Annotated in this window: 22 protein-coding genes; 15 read left to right on the forward strand and 7 right to left on the reverse strand. The window is 68.0% G+C overall.

What is annotated here, in order from left to right; all coding sequences use genetic code 11:
- Window positions 1–6: 6 nt before the first annotated feature.
- Window positions 7–828 (forward strand): hypothetical protein, encoded by an 822-nt coding sequence (locus C8D87_RS40815; RefSeq protein ID WP_211337399.1) that lies wholly within the window; start codon window positions 7–9, stop codon window positions 826–828.
- Here C8D87_RS40815 and C8D87_RS40820 read toward each other — a convergent pair.
- Window positions 825–1,379 (reverse strand): helix-turn-helix domain-containing protein, encoded by a 555-nt coding sequence (locus C8D87_RS40820; protein ID WP_233439615.1) that lies wholly within the window; start codon window positions 1,377–1,379, stop codon window positions 825–827. The genes C8D87_RS40815 and C8D87_RS40820 overlap by 4 nt on opposite strands.
- A gap of 57 nt (window positions 1,380–1,436) precedes the next feature.
- On the opposite strand from C8D87_RS40820, the gene C8D87_RS40825 reads away from it, so the two are divergent.
- From C8D87_RS40825 to C8D87_RS40840, 4 genes are all read left to right on the forward strand, one after another.
- Window positions 1,437–2,132: an AzlC family ABC transporter permease gene (locus C8D87_RS40825; protein WP_109637826.1), complete on the forward strand. Its 696-nt coding sequence runs from the start codon at window positions 1,437–1,439 to the stop codon at window positions 2,130–2,132.
- Window positions 2,111–2,419: an AzlD domain-containing protein gene (locus tag C8D87_RS40830; RefSeq protein WP_109637827.1), complete on the forward strand. Its 309-nt coding sequence runs from the start codon at window positions 2,111–2,113 to the stop codon at window positions 2,417–2,419. Before C8D87_RS40825 ends, C8D87_RS40830 begins: the two co-directional genes overlap by 22 nt.
- A gap of 61 nt (window positions 2,420–2,480) precedes the next feature.
- Window positions 2,481–3,011 carry an ATP-binding protein gene (locus tag C8D87_RS40835; protein WP_112231587.1) on the forward strand — a complete coding sequence of 177 codons (531 nt, stop codon included), beginning with the start codon at window positions 2,481–2,483 and terminating at the stop codon, window positions 3,009–3,011.
- Complete coding sequence (locus C8D87_RS40840) at window positions 3,008–3,139, forward strand: LuxR C-terminal-related transcriptional regulator (protein WP_109637829.1); 132 nt, start codon at window positions 3,008–3,010, stop codon at window positions 3,137–3,139. Before C8D87_RS40835 ends, C8D87_RS40840 begins: the two co-directional genes overlap by 4 nt.
- Here the strand turns inward: C8D87_RS40840 and C8D87_RS40845 are convergent.
- A complete protein-coding gene (locus tag C8D87_RS40845; protein ID WP_109637830.1) occupies window positions 3,136–3,576 on the reverse strand; it encodes an Lrp/AsnC family transcriptional regulator in 441 nt (146 codons plus the stop codon). The two genes, C8D87_RS40840 and C8D87_RS40845, sit on opposite strands and share 4 nt — an antisense overlap.
- A gap of 74 nt (window positions 3,577–3,650) precedes the next feature.
- Between C8D87_RS40845 and C8D87_RS40850 the strand changes: the two genes are divergently transcribed.
- From C8D87_RS40850 to C8D87_RS40870, 5 genes are all read left to right on the forward strand, one after another.
- Window positions 3,651–4,838, forward strand: coding sequence for a trans-sulfuration enzyme family protein (locus tag C8D87_RS40850; protein ID WP_109637831.1), 1,188 nt, complete (start codon window positions 3,651–3,653; stop codon window positions 4,836–4,838).
- A 139-nt stretch (window positions 4,839–4,977) separates the two neighbouring features.
- On the forward strand, window positions 4,978–6,321 hold the full coding sequence (locus C8D87_RS40855) for an amino acid permease (protein WP_233439643.1): 1,344 nt from the start codon (window positions 4,978–4,980) through the stop codon (window positions 6,319–6,321).
- A gap of 115 nt (window positions 6,322–6,436) precedes the next feature.
- Entirely contained in the window at window positions 6,437–6,733 is a 297-nt protein-coding gene (locus C8D87_RS40860; protein WP_109637833.1) for a hypothetical protein, read from the forward strand.
- An 80-nt stretch (window positions 6,734–6,813) separates the two neighbouring features.
- On the forward strand, window positions 6,814–7,440 hold the full coding sequence (pdxT, locus tag C8D87_RS40865) for a pyridoxal 5'-phosphate synthase glutaminase subunit PdxT (protein ID WP_112231589.1): 627 nt from the start codon (window positions 6,814–6,816) through the stop codon (window positions 7,438–7,440).
- Window positions 7,437–8,186 (forward strand): YebC/PmpR family DNA-binding transcriptional regulator, encoded by a 750-nt coding sequence (locus C8D87_RS40870; RefSeq protein WP_109637835.1) that lies wholly within the window; start codon window positions 7,437–7,439, stop codon window positions 8,184–8,186. The genes pdxT and C8D87_RS40870 overlap by 4 nt, the downstream gene beginning before the upstream one ends.
- Before the next feature lie 30 nt (window positions 8,187–8,216).
- Here C8D87_RS40870 and C8D87_RS40875 read toward each other — a convergent pair whose 3' ends face one another.
- Window positions 8,217–8,387: a DUF397 domain-containing protein gene (locus C8D87_RS40875; protein ID WP_112231591.1), complete on the reverse strand. Its 171-nt coding sequence runs from the start codon at window positions 8,385–8,387 to the stop codon at window positions 8,217–8,219.
- Window positions 8,387–9,223 carry a helix-turn-helix domain-containing protein gene (locus tag C8D87_RS40880; RefSeq protein ID WP_112231593.1) on the reverse strand — a complete coding sequence of 279 codons (837 nt, stop codon included), beginning with the start codon at window positions 9,221–9,223 and terminating at the stop codon, window positions 8,387–8,389. Before C8D87_RS40880 ends, C8D87_RS40875 begins: the two co-directional genes overlap by 1 nt.
- Window positions 9,224–9,350: 127 nt before the next feature.
- Between C8D87_RS40880 and C8D87_RS40885 the strand changes: the two genes are divergently transcribed.
- Together C8D87_RS40885 and C8D87_RS40890 are read left to right on the forward strand one after the other, a co-directional pair.
- Complete coding sequence (locus C8D87_RS40885; RefSeq protein ID WP_233439616.1) at window positions 9,351–9,851, forward strand: DUF4262 domain-containing protein; 501 nt, start codon at window positions 9,351–9,353, stop codon at window positions 9,849–9,851.
- A complete protein-coding gene (locus C8D87_RS40890; RefSeq protein WP_215732630.1) occupies window positions 9,848–10,351 on the forward strand; it encodes a GNAT family N-acetyltransferase in 504 nt (167 codons plus the stop codon). The genes C8D87_RS40885 and C8D87_RS40890 overlap by 4 nt, the downstream gene beginning before the upstream one ends.
- 294 nt (window positions 10,352–10,645) lie before the next feature.
- On the opposite strand, the gene C8D87_RS40895 is transcribed toward C8D87_RS40890, so the two are convergent.
- On the reverse strand, window positions 10,646–11,179 hold the full coding sequence (locus tag C8D87_RS40895; RefSeq protein ID WP_109637983.1) for a TIGR03086 family metal-binding protein: 534 nt from the start codon (window positions 11,177–11,179) through the stop codon (window positions 10,646–10,648).
- A gap of 178 nt (window positions 11,180–11,357) precedes the next feature.
- Between C8D87_RS40895 and C8D87_RS40900 the strand changes: the two genes are divergently transcribed.
- A complete protein-coding gene (locus C8D87_RS40900; protein WP_233439617.1) occupies window positions 11,358–12,827 on the forward strand; it encodes a peptide MFS transporter in 1,470 nt (489 codons plus the stop codon).
- A 156-nt stretch (window positions 12,828–12,983) separates the two neighbouring features.
- Here the strand turns inward: C8D87_RS40900 and C8D87_RS40905 are convergent, their stop codons facing one another.
- Together C8D87_RS40905 and C8D87_RS40910 are read right to left on the reverse strand one after the other, a co-directional pair.
- Window positions 12,984–14,270: a cytochrome P450 gene (locus C8D87_RS40905; protein ID WP_109637840.1), complete on the reverse strand. Its 1,287-nt coding sequence runs from the start codon at window positions 14,268–14,270 to the stop codon at window positions 12,984–12,986.
- Window positions 14,271–14,301: 31 nt separating this feature from the next.
- On the reverse strand, window positions 14,302–14,895 hold the full coding sequence (locus C8D87_RS40910) for a TetR/AcrR family transcriptional regulator (protein WP_109637841.1): 594 nt from the start codon (window positions 14,893–14,895) through the stop codon (window positions 14,302–14,304).
- A gap of 166 nt (window positions 14,896–15,061) precedes the next feature.
- Here C8D87_RS40910 and C8D87_RS46535 point away from each other — a divergent pair, with 166 nt between their 5' ends.
- Together C8D87_RS46535 and C8D87_RS40915 are read left to right on the forward strand one after the other, a co-directional pair.
- The gene (locus C8D87_RS46535) at window positions 15,062–15,214 is read left to right on the forward strand and encodes a hypothetical protein (protein WP_170154995.1); all 153 of its coding nucleotides are present in this window, start codon (window positions 15,062–15,064) and stop codon (window positions 15,212–15,214) included.
- 213 nt (window positions 15,215–15,427) lie between these two features.
- Window positions 15,428–18,334 carry a PQQ-dependent sugar dehydrogenase gene (locus tag C8D87_RS40915; RefSeq protein WP_112231595.1) on the forward strand — a complete coding sequence of 969 codons (2,907 nt, stop codon included), beginning with the start codon at window positions 15,428–15,430 and terminating at the stop codon, window positions 18,332–18,334.
- Window positions 18,335–18,458 lie beyond the last annotated feature (124 nt).

Below are 18,458 nucleotides of genomic sequence, written 5' to 3' on the forward strand. Positions count from 1 at the left end.
GGCCGCATGAACGTGCCGTTCCGCTGGGATCTCGTCGCGCCCGACCAACTGGGGTCGATGCTCGACGGTGTCGCCACGCCCGACCCCTGGTATCTCGGCGATCTCGCCGAGTGCGCGGGAAAGGTGTTGGCGCGCAGTGGAAACGGCGACCTGGTCTTCGTCGGACGGTCACTCGACTCGATGTTCGACCTCCTCGGCGGCGCGCTGCCGGACCGCACCCTCGCCCGGTTGCCGGTGTCGTTCTACGGCTCCCGCACGGTCGCCAGGGAGAACGTGCCGCACGCCAGGGAACTGGCCGCCGCCATCGGCATCACGCCCGCCGCACTGGCCCGGCGCGACCGGCCGGTGACCTTCGTCGACGTGGTGCACGGCGGCTCGACGTTCACCAAGCTCTTCACGATTCTCGACGACTGGATCGCCGAGGAACGGGAGACGTGGCCGGTGATCCGCCACAAGCTGAGGTTCGTCGGCATCACGATCCGCATGCAGACCAGCCCCAAGACGTGGCGCTGGCAGCAGCACGCCGCGTGGACCCGCCGCCTCCCCGCCGGTGCCGTGGTGAACGTGTCGCTCGACAGCGCCGTCTGGTCCTACTTCGGCGACGAGCAGCCCAAGCTGACCCGGTCCTACCAGCTGCACCGGTGGCGGGAGTACCTGCACGAGGTCAGGAGGGACGAGCACACGCGGGAGGCGTTGGCGGAGGCCGTGCACCTGGTGTCGCTGGGCCGCACCAAGGAGGTCCGGCGGCTGGTCGCGCGGGGGATCGACGGCGAGCCCGCGCTCACCGAGCCGTGGCTGCGCACGCTGTTCCGGCAGCTTTCCGCCTAGACCGTGTGCTCCATGACCATCATCGCGGTGGTGCCGGGTTCCAGCGCCTTGCAGATGTGCGGCAGGTCGCCGGGATAGACGATGTAGTCGCCGGGCCCGAGCTCGATCGGGTCCTCCGCGAGCCCGGCCAGGCAGCGCCCGGACGCCACGATCATGTGCTCGACGCTGCCCGGCACGTGCGGCTCGGACTCGCGCGCGCCGCCCGGTTCGAGCGCCAGCCAGTAGATGTCGTGCTTGGTGCCCGGACGGCAGGCGGCCAGCAGGGTGGCGGAGTAGTGCGCGCGCTCGGAGTGGATGACCGGGCCCTCGCCGGCGCGGATCACCTGGACGCGGGGCACGGCGGGTTCGACGAGGCGGCTGAACGGGACGCCCAGCGCCACGCCGAGCGCCCACAGGGTCTCGACGCTGGGGTTTCCGGCGCCGGACTCCAGCTGGGAGAGCGTCGACTTCGCGATGCCCGCCTTCTTGGCGACCTCGCTCAGGGACATGCCGGTGCGGTCGCGCTCACGCCGGAGGTTGGCGGCGATGAGGTCGAGTGGTGCGTTCGACACAGAAGTCCATCCGTTCGGCTTGACGAACACCCGTTCAGGTGTTCATCGTAGTGGGTGATGCGTTCGATATGGCGAACCCTTGATGCTGTGCTTCTGCGTGACGTGGCCGCAGTCGCACTTGGTGCCGCGGTCACCGGCGCCTCCTTCGGCGCGATCTCGGTCGGCTCCGGCCTGCCGTGGTGGCTGCCGGTGCTGATGTCGGTGGCGATCTTCGCGGGCGGCTCGCAGTTCATGGCTGTGGGCATCGTCGCCGCTGGTGGCAGCCCTGCCGCCGCGGTGGTGGCAGGGCTGGTGCTCAACGCAAGGCACTTGCCGTTCGGGCTGGCGATCGGGGATGTGCTGGGCAAGAGCCCGCTCGCGCGGATCGTCGGCAGCCACCTGCTGATCGACGAGTCGACGGCCTTCGCGATGGCGCAGAAGGACCCGGCCAGGGCCCGCGCGGCCTACTGGGCGTGCGGCGTGGCGCTGTTCTTCAGCTGGAACACCGGCGTGCTCATCGGCGCGCTCGCGGGCCAGGCGATCGGCAACCCGTCGACGTTCGGGCTGGACGCGGCGTTCCCCGCCGCGATGCTCGCGCTCACCCTGCCGGCGCTGAAGGACGCGGCCACGCGCAACGCGGCGCTCGTGGGCGGGGCGATAGCGCTGGCGACCACGCCGTTCTTGCCCGCGGGTGTGCCCGTGCTGCTCGCGCTCGCCGGACTGTTCGTGTTCAAGACGAAGAAGGAGGAGCCGTGCCCGTCGCCGCAGTCCTGATCCTCGCCGCCGGCACGTTCGCGATCCGGTTCGCGGGGCCGTTGCTGCGCGACCGCGTCACGCTGCCGGACAAGGTCAACGAACTGATGACGGCGTCCGCGACCGTTCTGCTGTTCGCGCTGGTGGCGGTGTCCACGTTCACGAACGGCAAGCAGTTCGGCGGCTGGGCGCTCGTGATCGGTGTGCTGGTCGGCGGGCTCGCGGCGTGGCGGAAGTTGCCGTTCGTCGCGGTGATCGTGCTGGCCGCGGCCACGACCGCGGGGTTGCGGCTCATCGGCGTGGCCTGAAGCGGGCGTGGCAATACCTCCGCGATAGGCGGCTGATGGGCGCCGGGCCTCAGATGGACCCATGGCTGCGAAACCTGGACTGGTCGGGCGGGACCGGGAGACGACTCAGCTGGCGGGTGCGCTGACCGCGGCGGCGGGCGGCGACGGGCACCTGGTGGTGGCCACCGGGGGGACTGGGGGCAGGCAGACCGCACTGCTCACCACCGCGCGGGAGCTGGCCGCGCAACGCGGGTTCGCGGTGCTGGCGGCGCGGGGGAGCTGTCTCGAGCGCGAGCTGCCGTTCGGGCTCGTGAGCAGGTTGTTCGTCTGCGTGCGGCCGGGCGGGGAGGTTCAGCACCTGCCGCGCATCGCCGCCGCGCTGGGGCAGTCCGACACGCTTGCCGAGCCGGGGCCGGTGACGTTGCCCGAACTGCACGTCCTGCACCGCGCACTCGCGCGCATGGCCGCCGAACGGCCCGTCGCCATCGTCGTCGACGACGCGCAGTGGGCCGACCAGCCGTCACTGCAGTGGCTGAGCACTCTCCCGCACCGCATCGAGCACCTGCCCGTCTTCGCGCTGGGGGGATCGGTGCGGGCGAGGGGTGCAAGATGAACCGGGAGATCGCGGCCGCGCTGTTCGTGCAGCTGCGGACCGTGAAGATCCACCTGACCAAGGTTTATCGCAAACTCGGCATTGACGGCCGCGATCAGCTCGCGTCCGCATTGCGGCTCGCCGGCTAGTGCTTTCGAACGTGCGAGAAAAGCAGGTTTGTATGAACCTCTGTCACCTCTCGCCGACTGGTGAATTTGTCCAGCACCAGCCGTTGCAGGTGACCGACGTCCGATACCGCGACATGCACCAGGAAATCTTCCGGGCCTGTCACGTGCGATAGCGCAAGTGTTTCGGGGAGGGAGAGGACGTACGCCATGAACGGGTCGACGATCTCCTTGGTGTGCGGCCGGATCTTCAGCGCGAGCATCGCCTGCACCGGCCGTCCGATCGCGCCGAGGTCGATCTCCGCGTGGTAGCCGGTGATCACCCCGCGCTCCCGCAGCGCCCGGTGCCGGACCACCGCCGTGGACTGCGCGACGTTCACGCGTTCCGCCAGGTCCTTGTTCTGCAGCCGCGCGTCCTTCCGCAGCTCCCGCACGATGGCCTCGTCGATCGAATCCAGCACGGCGAATCTCCGTTCCGTCGAATCTGCTGCGGTTCATCATCCGTCGTGGCGAGGAAGTCTCCACCATTCCGGCCATGACGCGCATCGAGACCATCGCAGTGCACGGCGGCCGCGACGACCTCGCGGAGCTCGGCGTGCACGCACCTCCCATCGACCTGTCCACCACCTACCCCGTGCCTGACCAGGCGCTCGGCGGGGAAGCACTGGGTGAGTGGGCCACGGGCGCGGCACAGGCCTCGTCGCCGGTGTACGCGCGGCTGCACAACCCGACGGTCGCCCGGTTCGAGAAGGCGCTCGCCGGGCTCGAGCACACCGAGGCCGCCGTCGCGTTCGGCAGTGGCATGGCCGCGGTGACCGCGGTGATCCAGGCAGCGTGCGTGATGGCCGGAAAGCCGCACGTCATTGCCGTGCGGCCGCTCTACGGCGGCACCGACCACCTGCTGTCGTCCGGTCTCCTGGGCGTCTCCACCACCTATGTCGAAGCAGGCCTCGTGTCCTCCGCGATCCGGCCGGACACCGGGCTGATCGTCGTCGAGACGCCGGCGAACCCGAACCTGGACCTGGTCGACATCGACCACGTCGTGCGCCAGGCCGGTTCGGTGCCGGTGATGGTCGACAACACCTTCGCGACCCCGATCCTGCAGAACCCGGCCCTGCACGGTGCCTCGTACGTGCTGCACTCCGGCACGAAGTACCTCGGCGGGCACGGCGACGTCCTCGGTGGCGTCGTGGCCTGCTCGGAAGCGCTGGCGGCGGCGTTGCGGCAGGTCAGGATCATCACCGGTGCCGTGCTGCACCCGCTCGGCGGCTACCTGCTGCACCGCGGCCTCGCGACCCTGCCGCTGCGCGTCGAGGCTGCCTCCCGCTCCGCCGCCGTGCTGGCCGCGCGGCTGGCCGAGCACGACGCCGTGGAGTTCGTGCGTTACCCGTCCGCGTCGCTGCAGATGCGGGGAACCGGCGCGATGATCGCGTTCGGCGTGCACGGCGACCCGACGTCGATCGTGCGGCGGCTCCGGCTGATCACGCCGGCCGTGTCGCTGGGCTCGGTCGACACCCTGATCGAGCACCCGTGGGCGCTCACTCACCGCCTAGTACCCGGTGAAGAACTGCGTGCATCGGGCGTTCCGGAGAATTTGCTTCGCATTTCCGTCGGGCTCGAGCACGTCGAGGACATTTGGAACGACCTGAACAGCGCGTTGTGTGACGTCGATTACGTTAAGCCTTCCCCAGGTGATTACTTGGTGATGACCGCCACTCACTAAGGTCCCAACGCATCAGCGCGTCGGGGCGCGGGAGGTTCCGACGCGAGCATTTTTCCGTTTCGGAAGGAACCTCCTAGTGAGTTCTGTGGAAACTGATGCGGACGGCTACACCAAGTCGCTGAGCAAGCGTCAGGTGCAGATGATCGCCATTGGTGGCGCGATCGGCGTCGGCCTCTTCCTGGGCGCGGGCGGACGCCTCGCCGCGGCGGGGCCGTCGCTGATCCTGTCGTACGCGGTGTGCGGTCTCGCGGCGTTCTTCGTCATGCGCGCGCTGGGCGAGCTGGTGCTGCACCGCCCGGTCGCAGGCAGCTTCGTGGAGTACGCCCGCGAGTTCATCGGCCCGTGGGCGGGCTTCACCTCCGGCTGGATGTACTGGGTGAACTGGGCGATGACCGGCATCGCCGAGATCACCGCCGTCGCGATCTACATGCACAAGTGGTTCCCGGACCTGCCGCAGTGGATCACCGCGCTCGTCGCCCTGGTGGTCCTGGTGGCCATCAACATGCTGTCGGTGAAGCTGTTCGGTGAGCTGGAGTTCTGGTTCTCCGTCATCAAGGTGACCGCGATCGTCGTCTTCCTGGTCACCGGTGTCGGCCTGGTGATCGGCGCCGCGGACATCGGAGGCACCACGGCGTCCGTCAGCAACACCCTGGGCCACGGCGGCCTGTTCCCGGCCGGCTTCGGCGTCGCCCTGATGACCCTGCAGGCCGTCGTCTTCGCCTACGCGGCCATCGAGCTCGTCGGCATCGCGGCCGGCGAGACCAAGGACCCCGAGAAGATCATGCCGCGCGCCATCAACGGCGTCGTCTACCGCATCGCGATCTTCTACGTCGGTTCGGTGCTGCTGCTCACGATGTTGTTGCCGTGGCACCACTTCACCGGCACCGAGTCGCCGTTCGTGACCGTGTTCTCGGCACTGGGCATCCCGGCGGTCGGCGACATCATGAACGCCGTCGTGCTGACCGCCGCGCTGTCGTCGTGCAACTCGGGTCTGTACTCCACCGGCCGCATCCTGCGGTCGCTGGCGCAGAAGGGTGAGGCCCCGGCCTTCACCGGCAAGATGAACTCCCGGCACGTGCCCTACGGCGGCATCCTCTTCACCGGTGTCGCGTACCTGTTCGGCGTGGTGCTCAACTACATCGTGCCCAAGGACGCGTTCGACATCGCGATCGCCATCGCGTCGCTGGGCGTCGTGTCGACGTGGGCCACGCTGATCATCTGCCAGATGAAACTGCGGCAGAAGGCGTTGAAGGGCGAGGTGCAGCGGCCCTCGTACCGGATGCCCGGCGCGCCGTACACGGGCTGGCTGACGCTCGCGTTCCTCGCGCTGGTGGTCGGGCAGATGGCCTTCTCGTCCGGTCACGCGGAGCGGATCGCGTTCTGGTCGATCCCAGGCCTCGCTCTCGTGCTGTTCCTGGGGTGGCGCTACGTGAAGTCGCGTCAGCCGGCCGCGGCGCAGGAGCAGCTCGTCACCGTCGACTGACCGAAGTCGGGTGATTGATCGCGAGCCGTCCCCTCACGAAGGGGGCGGCTCGCGGCTTTCACCCGGCCGGGCGGCTGAAAGCGCGGAAAACGGCGCGAAGGAGCAGCCTGATTCCATGACAACGAGCCACATGGAGCACCGCGAGCACTCTCACCGGCACGGCGAGGGCTGCGGACACGTCGGGGTGCCGCACAGCGACCACGTCGACTACGTCCACGACGGGCACCTGCACCGGGAGCACGACGGTCACTTCGACGAGTGCGAGCCGGAAGGTCACAACGAGCACGGTGCGCACGACCACGCGCACGGCGACGGGTGCGGGCACGTGGCGGTCCCGCACGCCGACCACGTCGACTACGTCCACGACGGACATCGCCACGCGGAACACGACGGGCACTACGACGAGCACTGAGCGGTACGGCCCCGGCTCGCGGTCACACCGCCGGGCCGGGGCCTGCCAGCGGGCTGACCAGGCTCAAATATGCTGGTGGCATGGTTGTCACCGCCCCACCCGTCATCGGCGTGCTCGCCCTGCAGGGCGACGTCCAGGAGCACCTGGTCTCGCTGGCCAAGTGCGACGTCACCGCACGCCCCGTCCGCCGCCCGGAAGAGCTCGACGAGCTCGACGGCATCGTCATCCCCGGCGGCGAGTCGACGACCATCAGCAAGCTGCTCGACAACTTCGGGCTGCTCGAGCCGCTGCGGGCCAAGATCAAGGCGGGCTTCCCCGCGTACGGGTCGTGCGCGGGCATGATCCTGCTGGCCAACAACGTGCTGGACGGCCGTGAGGACCAGCACCAACTCGGTGGCCTGGACGTCACCGTGCGCCGCAACGCGTTCGGCAGGCAGATCGACTCGTTCGAGACGGACCTCGACCTGGCGGGCGAGACCGTTCACGCCGTGTTCATCCGCGCACCCTGGGTGGAGGCGGTGAGCAGCGAGGTCGAGGTCCTCGCTACGGTGCCTGTTACGGCTGAGGCGGGGGATGCCGCCGGTAGGATCGTCGCGGTCAGGCAGGGCAACGTGCTGGCGACGGCGTTCCACCCGGAGCTCACGGGCGACGAGCGCGTTCACCGCCTGTTCGTTGACATGGTCCGAGGTTCGACGGAGGAGAAATGAGCGGCCACTCAAAGTGGGCGACCACCAAGCACAAGAAGGCCGCCATTGACGCCAAGCGCGGCAAGCTCTTCGCGCGGCTGATCAAGAACATCGAGGTGGCCGCCCGCACCGGCGGCGGCGACCCGGACGGCAACCCGACGCTCTACGACGCGATCCAGAAGGCCCGCAAGAACTCGGTGCCGCTCGACAACATCGAGCGCGCCCGCAAGCGCGGCGGCGGCGAGGAAGCCGGCGGCGCCGACTGGCAGACGATCATGTACGAGGGCTACGGCCCCAACGGTGTCGCGGTGCTCATCGAGTGCCTCACGGACAACCGGAACCGCGCCGCCACCGAGGTCCGCACGGCGATGACGCGCAACGGCGGTTCGATGGCCGACCCCGGCTCGGTGTCGTACATGTTCAGCCGCAAGGGCGTCGTGATCGTGCCGAAGGCGGGCACGACCGAGGACGACGTGATGATGGCCGTGCTGGAAGCGGGTGCCGAGGAGGTCAACGACCTGGGCGAGGCCTTCGAGGTCGTGTCCGAGGCCGGTGACCTGATTCCGGTCCGCAAGGCGCTGCAGGACGCCGGCATCGACTACGAGTCGGCCGAGTCGAGCTTCCTGCCGTCGGTCTCCGTGCAGCTGGAGGCCGAGGGCGCGAAGAAGATCTTCAAGCTGATCGACGCGCTGGAGGACTGCGACGACGTGCAGAACGTCTTCGCGAACTTCGACGTGTCGGACGAGGTCATGGCCGAGGTCGGCTGACCGCGAGCTGTACGACGGCCCCGTACCCGATCATCGGTGCGGGGCTGTCTTTTTGATGGTGCTCAGGAACGCCGACCACGCCTCCGCGCTCACGGACAGGTGCGCGGTCGGCGCCTTGCTGTCCCGGATTCCAACGCCACGGCCGATCTCCACGCAGTCAGCACCGCTACCGCTGTAGCTGCTCTTGCGCCAGACGGTCATCAGTTGCCCTCCAAGATGTTGTCGATCACCGCCCTCGATTGTTCCTCATCCGAAGCAACGGCAGCGAGCTTCTTGAGGGTGGTCTCGTACACCTCGACGGTGTCGGCGTCGTCGAGGAAGAGGCAGCGGTTCAGGGTCTCCAGATAGACCACGGTCGGAAACTTCGCGAACTCCATCACGTAGAAGCCGCCTGACGTTCCTGCGTGGATCCCAGCTGACGCCGGGATGATCCGGATGCTGATGTACGAACGCACGGACACCCTCAGCAGGTGAGCCAACTGCTCACGCCAGACCTCGACACCGCCCACCTGCAGCCGCAGCGCGAACTCGTGCACGTAGAACACGAACTGGCGGCTACCGTCCAGGATCTTCGCCCGAGCACTCCGTGCCGCGGCGACCGTGGGGACATCGGCAGCTTCGATCACCGGCGAGGCCGCGGTGACGACGTAGGCGTACTCGGGGATCTGGAGCACGCCAGGCACGAGAGTCGGCGACCAAGCGATGATCTTCTTCGCGCTCTTCTCGTGCTCGATGAAAGTGCGTACCTGGTCCGGCACGCCATCCTCCGGGAACTGGAGCCAGCCCTTCTCCCCGGACTCCAGGAACAGTGCGATCAGGTGGCTGCGTTCCTCGACCGTGGCTTGGCAGAACGCCAGCAGTTCCCGGACTTCCATCTCGCTGACGCCACCCTTGCCCGCCAGCAGATCGGAGATCTTGGCCTCCTGCCAGCCGAGCAGCTCGGCGATTCTGCGCTGGGTCAGGCCGGTTCGTTCGATGATCTTGCGGACTCCGTTGCCGAACTCTCGGCCCACCACGCTGGATGACCTCTTGGGCATGGAGGAACGCTAGGAGCCGAAGCCGGATGGACTCCATCGTTTCCGGCCAAATCTGCCTGAAGGTGGGAGTCTTGGAGCAGCTCTAAGCAGGCCTAAGGCACAGAAACGGTGCCGTAGGGTGGATGCCGTGCTTTCCGACGAAGACATCGAACTGCGGGCCCGGCTGCTCTCCGCCGCCGACCGGCACGGCCACACCAACATCGTCGTGAACCCGGACGCCGAGGGCGCGGGCTACGTGTTCTCGGTGGGGGCGTGGCGGCGGTTCGGCGTCGCGGAGGCCGTCGTGATCGGGCTGCCGCAGGGCATGGGCGAGAACCTGATCAACCTGTACGTGCGGCGGGCGAGCAGCGGCGAGCGGTTCGTGCCCGGCCAGCTGTACCACGACTTCTTCGAGGGCGTGCCCGTCACGTTCGAGCGCGTCTACAAGGGCTACTACCCGGAGTTCTTCGGCAGCGCGTACCTGCTCTACGACGGGTCGGACTTCGCCGCCGTGCAGATCATCGTGCCGACGCCGCAGGGGCACTGGCCGTGGCAGCCCGACGCGCCGGAGGGGTTCCACGACCACCAGCTGATCCTCACGGAAAGCGGTGTGCCGGAGAGCTGGACACCGGGGGTCACCGGGCCGTGAACATCCATCTCGGACCATTGAGGCCCGCACACGCCGGTGAACTGCTCACGGTGCAGAAGGCCGCGTACGTGAGCGAGGCCAGGCGCTATGCCATGTGGGAGCTCCCGCCGCTGATCGAGACACTCGACGAGATCAACCGGCACATCGAGTCCGGTATGCCGGCCATCGGGGCGTGGGACGGGCATCGGCTCGTGGGTTCTGTCCGCGGCAACGTGGCCGGTGAGCGCATGGAGGTCGCGCGGTTGTCGGTCGCGCCGGACATGGGCGGCCGCGGCATCGGGCGGCGCCTGCTCAGAGAGATCACGGAGACCGCGCCCGCGGACGTGCGGGTGGTGTGGCTGTTCACCGGCGGCGAGAGCGCGGGAAGCCTGGGCCTGTACGAGAGCGAGGGGTTCGTCAGGGTGGACGAACGCCAGGACGACTTCGGGATCCGGGTCACGCTGGAGAAGACGGTCATCCGGCGTTCAGCGGCTCGCCACGAGACCCTGGCAGGCTTCTGAAGCGGTCCACCCACGACCACTCACCGGTGCGGACGTCGATCACACGTCGGCTGATCCGTCCGGCACCCGCCGGCCCCGGCGCATCCGCGCCGGGGCCGGCGCTGTGCGGAGACCGAATCGTTGTCCGGACCTCGTTGTCCGCTCAACGCGCCTCGACACCGGACAACGGCCAACCGGTAGAAATGCGGTGCGGCCAGCCAGTCCGGGGGGATCTGGGGGCGCGACCGGGGGAGGAGCGCCCCGCCTCGCAGGAGGCAGAGGGGGATGCGAAGCGGGGCGCTTCAAGTACCCGGCCTACGGCTTGCGACCGAGAAGGCCTATCAGTCGTGTCTGGTCGTCCGCGTCCGGCGCCACCGGTACCGGCGAGTCGAACATCGGGCTCGCGCTCCACTCGTCGACGCTCTGCTCCACGTACTTCAGCACCGTCGAGGCCAGGTCCGCGTCGATCTGCTCGTCGGCGCCGATCGAGCGCGCCAGGTCCCACGCGTGCACGGCGAGGTCCGTGGTCATCTGCCAGCAGTACTCCTCGGCGCCGATCACGCCGGACGACACGTGCACCTGCTTCGACAACGCGGACGGCTCCAGCCACGCCTCGCGCGCCGCCGCGGCCGCGACCACCCAGGACACCAGCGGATCATCGCCCAGGTTGTCGTGGTCGAACCGGTCGCCGACCTGGCTGACGGTGCACCCGGCGAGCAGCTCCGGGGCCCAGAGCTGTTCGTAGACGAGATGACCGACCAGGTCTCTGACCGACCACTCCCGGCAAGGCGTCCCGAGCGCCCACTGATCCGGTGCGATCTCCCGCACCCGCTTGTCGAACTCCGTCATCGCTAGTCCGTGCGCCTGGATCAAGTCCACCTGAGCAGTGCATCAAATCCTGCCCAAGTGCGCACCCCGGCGTGAGAGTTGGGCCACTCGGACGCAACCCCGACTGCAAACCGTACGGGCGTTCGGCGTAATGTGCGTCGAATCCGCCGTGACATCGTTGACACGAGAGGACGATGACGTGAGCGCACCTAGCGCCAGCATCTCCGAGCAGGACAAAGGTTTCTTCGGGCACCCCCGAGGCCTGTCCACGCTCTTCTTCACCGAACTGTGGGAACGGTTCTCGTTCTACGGGATGAAGGCCATCCTCGGCCTCTACCTGTGGACGGCCGTGGCCGAGGGCGGCATGGGCGTCGACAAGGCGCTCGCCCTGTCGGTGGTCGCCATCTACGGCTCGTCGGTGTACATGTCCGGCGTCGCGGGCGGCTGGCTCGCGGACCGCGTGTTCGGTGGCCAGCGGGCCACGTTCTACGGCGGCGTGCTGATCATGTGCGGCCACCTCGCGCTGGCACTGCCGATCGGGCTTGCAGGTGTCTACCTGGGCCTCGTCCTCATCGTTCTCGGCACGGGCCTGCTCAAGCCGAACATCTCCACGGTCGTCGGCGGCCTCTACGAGCAGCACGACACCCGTCGTGACGCGGGCTTCACCGTCTTCTACATGGCGATCAACATCGGTGGCTTCGTGTCGCCGCTGATCACCGGCGCACTCGCGGACGGCATCAACTACCACGCCGGTTTCGCCGCCGCCGCGGTCGGCATGGCGCTCGGCCTGATCCAGTACCAGCTCGGGCGCAAGCACCTGCGCGGCTCGGCCGCCGTGCCGCCGAACCCGCTCCCGCGGCAGGAGAAGGGCCGCGTCTACGGCCTCATCGCGGCCATCGCCGTCGCGCTCGTCGCCGCCGGGTTCGTCGCGTACCAGCTGTGGGACGTCGACGGTGTCATCGCTGTCATCTCGATCCTGTCGGTGCTCCTGCCGGTCACCTACTTCACGATCATGATCCGCAGCAGGAAGACGACCGCCGAGGAACGCCCGCGCGTCATCGCCTACATCCCGCTGTTCATCGCGGCGGCGATGTTCTGGCTGATCTTCGAGCAGAGCGCGTCGGTCATCGCGGAGTTCGCCGACTCGCACGTGGACAACCACGTGTTCGGCTGGGAGTTCCCGGTCGCCTGGTTCCAGTCGATCAACCCGATCATGATCATCGTGCTGGCGCCGGTGTTCGCGCTGCTGTGGGTGAAGCTCGCCGACCGCGCGCCCAGCACCCCGCGCAAGTTCGCCGGCGCGCTCGTGCTGGTCGGTTTGTCGTTCGTGCTCATGTACTTCGCGAGCAACTCGGCGGCCGACGGCAAGGTGACGCCGCTCTGGCTCGTGGTGATGTTCCTGATCATGACCGCCGGTGAGCTCATGCTCTCGCCGGTCGGCCTCTCGGTGACGACGAAGCTCGCGCCGCGCGCGTTCGCCTCGCAGACGATGGGCCTGTGGTTCCTCGCCAGCGCAGCGGGTTCCGGCATCGCCGCGCAGCTCGTGAAGTTCTACACCAGCAGCCCGTCGGCGTACTTCATGACGCTGGGCGGCGCGGCGATCGTGCTCGGCATCGCGCTCGCGGTGGCGGCGCCGGTCATCCGGAAGTTGATGTCCGGCGTCGAGTAGTCCCTTGACGAGGCGAGAGGGAGGCCCGTCGCGGCGGCGGTGCGGCGGGTCTCCCTCTCGCCTTCAAGGATGCACTACGGAGATGTGTCATTGGGGCACGAACATTGCTCCAGCCGGGTGAAGTCGAGCACGTGCTGCGACGGATTTCGCCCCAAGTCAGCTGTTCTTCACGGCCAGTGACCGTTTGGTTTCGTTCGCCCGCACTGGAAGTCGCAACGCGCCGCGGATCAGCTTCGACTTCCTGCGCGCCACCGGACCGTCCGGCGCGAGGTCCGGGAACCGCTTGAACAGCTCGTGCAACGCGATCGCGCCCTCGATGCGGCTGAGCCCCGCGCCGATGCAGTAGTGGATGCCCGCGGAGAACGACAGGTGCTCACGCGCGTTGGACCGCGTCGGGTCGAACTTCAGCGGGTCGGCGAAAACCCGCGGGTCCCGGTTCGCCGCCGCCAGCATCAGCAGCACCGGCATGCCCTTCGGCAGCGTGACGCCGGCCAGCTCCAGGCGTTCCTTCGGCCACCGGATCGTGTACTGCACCGGCGGGTCGAGCCGCAGCACCTCTTCGACGAATCCCTCGGCATATTCGGGGCTTTGCGCGAGCGGGGCGACGGTGTGCGGGTTCTCGAAGGCTTTCAGCACGCCGTTGCCGATGAGGTTGACCGTCGTCTCGAACCCGGCGAACAGCAACAACCCGGTGGTGGCGACGAGATCCTCGCGGCTGAGGTCCGCGTGCTGCGTGACCAGGTGGCTGACGATGTCGTCCTTGGGGTTGCGGCGGCGTTCGTCCATCAGCCCGTCGATGAAGTCGTTGTACTCGATGATGGTGGCGTGCAAGCTCTTCAGCTGCTTGTAGGACCACACGCCGTCGAGCGTCTCGGCGAGTGAACTGCCCCAACGGGCAAAGGTTTCCTTGTCGTCGTCGGGCACGCCCAGCAGATCTGCGATGACCTGGATCGGCACCTGCGCGGCGAACTCCGTGACGACGTCGAACCGGTCGTCGAGCCTGTCCAGGTAGTCGGTGACGATCTTCTGGATGGACGCGGTGCGGTCCTTCAGCGCGCGTGGCGTGAAGAACGGCTGGACGAGCTTGCGCAACCGGGTGTGGTTGGGCGGGTTCATCATCAGGAACGAGTCCTGCACCGGGTTGACGATCTTCTCGCCGTTCTTGACCAGCGTGATCGGCACCATCGACGCCTCGTCGAAGGTCGCGGTGATGAACCTGTTGTCCCGCAGGACCGAGTCGCAGATCTCGCGCGACGGGCTCACGTAGGCGCCCATCCTGCTGCGGACCATGTCGCCCTTCGCGCGCACTTTCTCGTACATGGCGTACGGGTCGCGGTCCGGCGGCGAGGCGATGACGGCTGCGTACGGGTCACCAATCAGCGCGTACCCGCGGACGAGAGAGCGGAGCGCGAAGAACTGGGCGGCGGTCTTCAGCGTGGACATGCGTCCACAGTGCGGGGTACGTGAAGAAGCTTCAAGAGTTCCGGCGGTGTCGCCGCACGGTTTCTTCGACGAGATCGAGCACGGGCTCCATGTCGTCCGCGGGAAGACCCATCGCGAGGTGCGAGACCAGGCCTTCCAAGACCAGTTCCAGGAAGCTCGTCAGGACGGTCACGTCGACGTCGTCGCGCAGGTTGCCGGCTTCGCGCTGACGGATGAGGCGCTGCCGGGTGGCGGCGGTGAGCTGTTCACTCCGCTCGGCCCACCTGGCCCGGAAGTCGGGGTCGGTGCGGAGCCTGCGCGAGACCTCCAGCCGGGTGCCGAGCCAGTCCGCGGCGTGCTCTTCGTCCCGTTTCTCCGGTTCGTCCAGCAGATCGCGCATGACCTGGACTAGGCCCTGCTCGGCCACGACGTCCGCCATCCTGAGGGCGTCGTCCTCGGCGAGCGCGAGGAAGAGCGACTCCTTGTCGCGGAAGTGGTGGAAGATCGCACCGCGGGACAGTCCCGTCGCCTCTTCCAGGCGGCGTACCGTGGCACCCTCGTAGCCGTGGCGCGCGAAGCACGCACGCGCGCCGTCGAGGATCTGACGGCGGCGGGCGTCGAGGTGGTCCTGGCTCACCCTGGGCACCGGTAGATGGTCGCAGGGCCGGGGCGGGAAATCCAATCCGTACGTACGGATTGGACACGTCCAAGAGTGTGATCTTTTGGGCGGTCACCGTTGATGATCCCTTTCGTGTGGATCATCGGCCGGGCTTGCGCGACCAGGGCCGCCGCCACCAATATTCTGCACCGCCATGGAGACGCAGGAGATCATCAAGCTGTCGGCGCTCGCGGAGCGCCTCGGGTGGCAGCGGCGTGAGTCCACCGGCGTCCACGTGGTCGATCTGCTGGTGAGCCGCTCGGTCTCGGATCTCATCGCCGCGCTCGCGCAGAACCGGGACCTGTAACGGACTGTTTCACGGCTTTCGGTAAGCGCTTTCCCGCACTTCGGCACGGGGTTGACAGCGGTTGTCATGCGGTGGTGTGATCTGCGCGACAGATAGGAAAGTTTCTATCCAATAACTGAATCCGCCGCCGCTCTGAGTGATCCCCCTACCCGTCTCGTGGGAGGCACAACAGTGGCACCGAGCAGAGGCCGGGCGTTACGCGCGGTCGGCACGATGGGCGTCGCGTTCGCGACGGCCATCGCAGTGATGTCGGTACCTGAGGCCGCTTTCGCGGCGCCGGTCAGGTACGAAGCGGAGAGCGCGACGATCTCCCAGGGCGTGGTGGAGTCGAACCACGCCGGGTTCTCCGGTACCGGTTTCGTCAACTTCGACAACGTGGCCGGGAGCTCCGTGGAGTTCAGCGTCACCGCGTCGAAGGCCGGCGAGGCGAAGCTGACCTTCCGGTACGCCAACGGAACCACGGACAACCGGCCGGTCGACGTGAACGTCAACGGTGGCCTGGCCGTCGACGAACGCGCGTTCGCGGGCACGGGCGCGTGGACGACGTGGACCTCGGTCACGAACACGGTCCAGCTCAACGCGGGCGTGAACACGATCCGGCTGACCGCCACGGGTGCCACCGGCGGTCCGAACCTCGACTACGTCGAGCTCGAGGAGACCGGCGCGGTTCCCGCTCTCGAGCAGGAAGCGGAGAACGCGAGCATCTCCCAGGGCGTGGTGGAGTCGAACCACGCCGGGTTCTCCGGTACCGGTTTCGTCAACTACAACAACGTGGCCGGCTCGTACGTCGAGTACACGATCACCGCGGACCAGGGTGGTGAACACGACCTCACGTTCCGCTACGCCAACGGAACGACGACCGACCGGCCGGTCTCGGTGACCGTCGACGGCGGCTCAGCGCAGACCGTGTCGTTCCCCGGCACCGGTGCGTGGACGACGTGGCAGACGCGCACCGCGAAGGCGACGCTGAAGGCCGGTCCGAACAAGATCCGCGCGACCGCGACGACCGCGAACGGCGGCCCGAACGCGGACAAGCTGACCGCGGTGCTCGCCGGCCCGCCGGACACCGAGGCGCCGACGCCGCCGAAGAACCTGCAGTTCGTGTCCTCCACGCACGACTCCGTGACGCTGAAGTGGGAAGCGGCCACTGACAACGTCGGCGTCGTGGGCTACGACGTCTACCAGCACGGCCAGCTCGTCACGAGCGTCGGCAACGTGCTGGAGGCCACCGCGACCGGCCTGCAGCCCGACACCACCTACGACTGGACCGTGTTCGCGAAGGACCGCGCGGGCAACGTCTCGCAGGCCTCGAACAACGTGCCCGGCCGCACCCAGCCGGCGCCCGCGGACACCCAGCCCCCGACGACGCCCGGCAACCTGCGCGGCACCGGCGTGACCGAGACCAGCGCGTCGATCGAGTGGAACGCCTCGACCGACAACGTGGGCGTGACGGGCTACGAGATCCACGTCGACGGCGTGCTGAAGCAGACCGCGGACGGCTCCGCGACGACGGCGACCATCGCCGGCCTGACCAAGGGACAGGCGTACAAGGTCAAGGTCCGCGCGAAGGACGCGAAGAACAACCTCTCCGGCTTCTCCAACGAGATCACCGTGACGCCGAACTCGGGCGGCCCGCAGGGCGTGCCGAACCCCGGCACCGTCAAGCAGATCGCCGGCGGCGTCGACGTCGCGTGGGGCCTCGCGTTCCTGCCCGACGGCTCGGCGCTCGTCACCGAGCGGGAGTCGTTCAACATCCTGCGCGTGACCGAGGCCGGCTCGAAGACCGTCATCGGCAAGATCCCCGGCGCCATGGGCACCGGCGGTGAGGGCGGCGCGCTCGGCATCGAGGTCTCGCCGAACTGGGCCTCCGACCGGTTCATCTACGTCTACCACACCTACAGCGGCGGAAACCGCCTGGTCAGGGCGCAGTTCGACGGCGCGCAGCTGTCCAACTGGACGACGCTGCTCGACGGCGTGCCGAAGAGCCGGTTCCACAACGGCGGCCGCCTGCGCTTCAGCCCCGACGGCCGGCACCTGTTCATCTCGACCGGTGACGCGCAGAACGGCTCCAACGCGCAGAACCTGAACAACAACGCCGGCAAGATCCTCCGGGTCAACCCCGACGGCTCCATCCCGTCGGACAACCCGTTCCCGGGCAAGGCGATCTGGAGCTACGGCCACCGCAACGTCCAGGGCCTCGACTTCGACTCGAAGGGCCGCCTGTGGGCCTCGGAGTTCGGCAACTCGCAGCAGGACGAGGTCAACCTGATCACCAAGGGCGGCAACTACGGCTGGGACCGCTGTGAGGGCACCATCGGCGACTGCTCCGGCACCATCCCGCCGAAGAAGACCTGGTCGACCTCGCAGGCCTCACCGTCGGGCCTGACGATCATCAACGACTACGTCTTCGTCGCCACGACCGTCGGCCAGCGCATCTACCGCATGCGCATCGACGCCAACGGCAACCTCGTGGAACAGCAGACCTACTTCCAGGGCACCTACGGCCGCCTGCGCACGGTCGAGGTCGACAAGGAAGGCGACATCTGGCTGACCACGTCGACCGACAAGGACGGCTCGCCCGGCAACGACCGGATCATGCACATCGACATCGTCTACGAGGGCGGTGGCGGCGGCTTCAAGCTGACGTCCTCGGCCTTCGCCGACGACGCGATGATCCCGGCCAAGTACACCTGCGCCGGCGACGGAGTGGCGGGCCAGGACCCGTCGCCGCCGTTCGCGTGGGGCGAGTCCTCCGGGGCCCAGGCCTACGCCATCGTCTTCGCCGACCGCGTGAACAACGGCAACAAGCTGCACTGGGCGATCTGGGACATTCCGGCGACTGCCCGCTCGCTGCCGGAGAACCTGGGTGCCGGGTTCAACGTGCCCGGTCAGGGACCGGCCAAGCAGAAGGCGATGGGGTCGGGTGCGAACTCGCAGAAGTTCTTCGGGCCGTGCCCCGGTGGGTCCACCAACCCGTACACGTTCACGTTGTACGCGTTGAACACCGCCACGGTGCCGGGGATCACCTCGTCGTCGACGATGGCGCAGATCGAAACGGCCATCAAGAACGCGTCCACGGCCAACACCGTGCTGCGCGGACGTTCGAACGCCCGTACGTGATGTGAGGAACGTGCCCGTGCGCACGCGTGCGCACGGGCACTCCTTGATCTGTAAGGATTTCGGCCGTGCAGCTGTCAGACCCCGCGTGTAGCGTCGAGTGCGCCAGACGATCACGGGGAGTGTG

The sequence above is a fragment of the Lentzea atacamensis genome (assembly GCF_003269295.1).
Lineage (GTDB): Bacteria > Actinomycetota > Actinomycetes > Mycobacteriales > Pseudonocardiaceae > Lentzea > Lentzea atacamensis.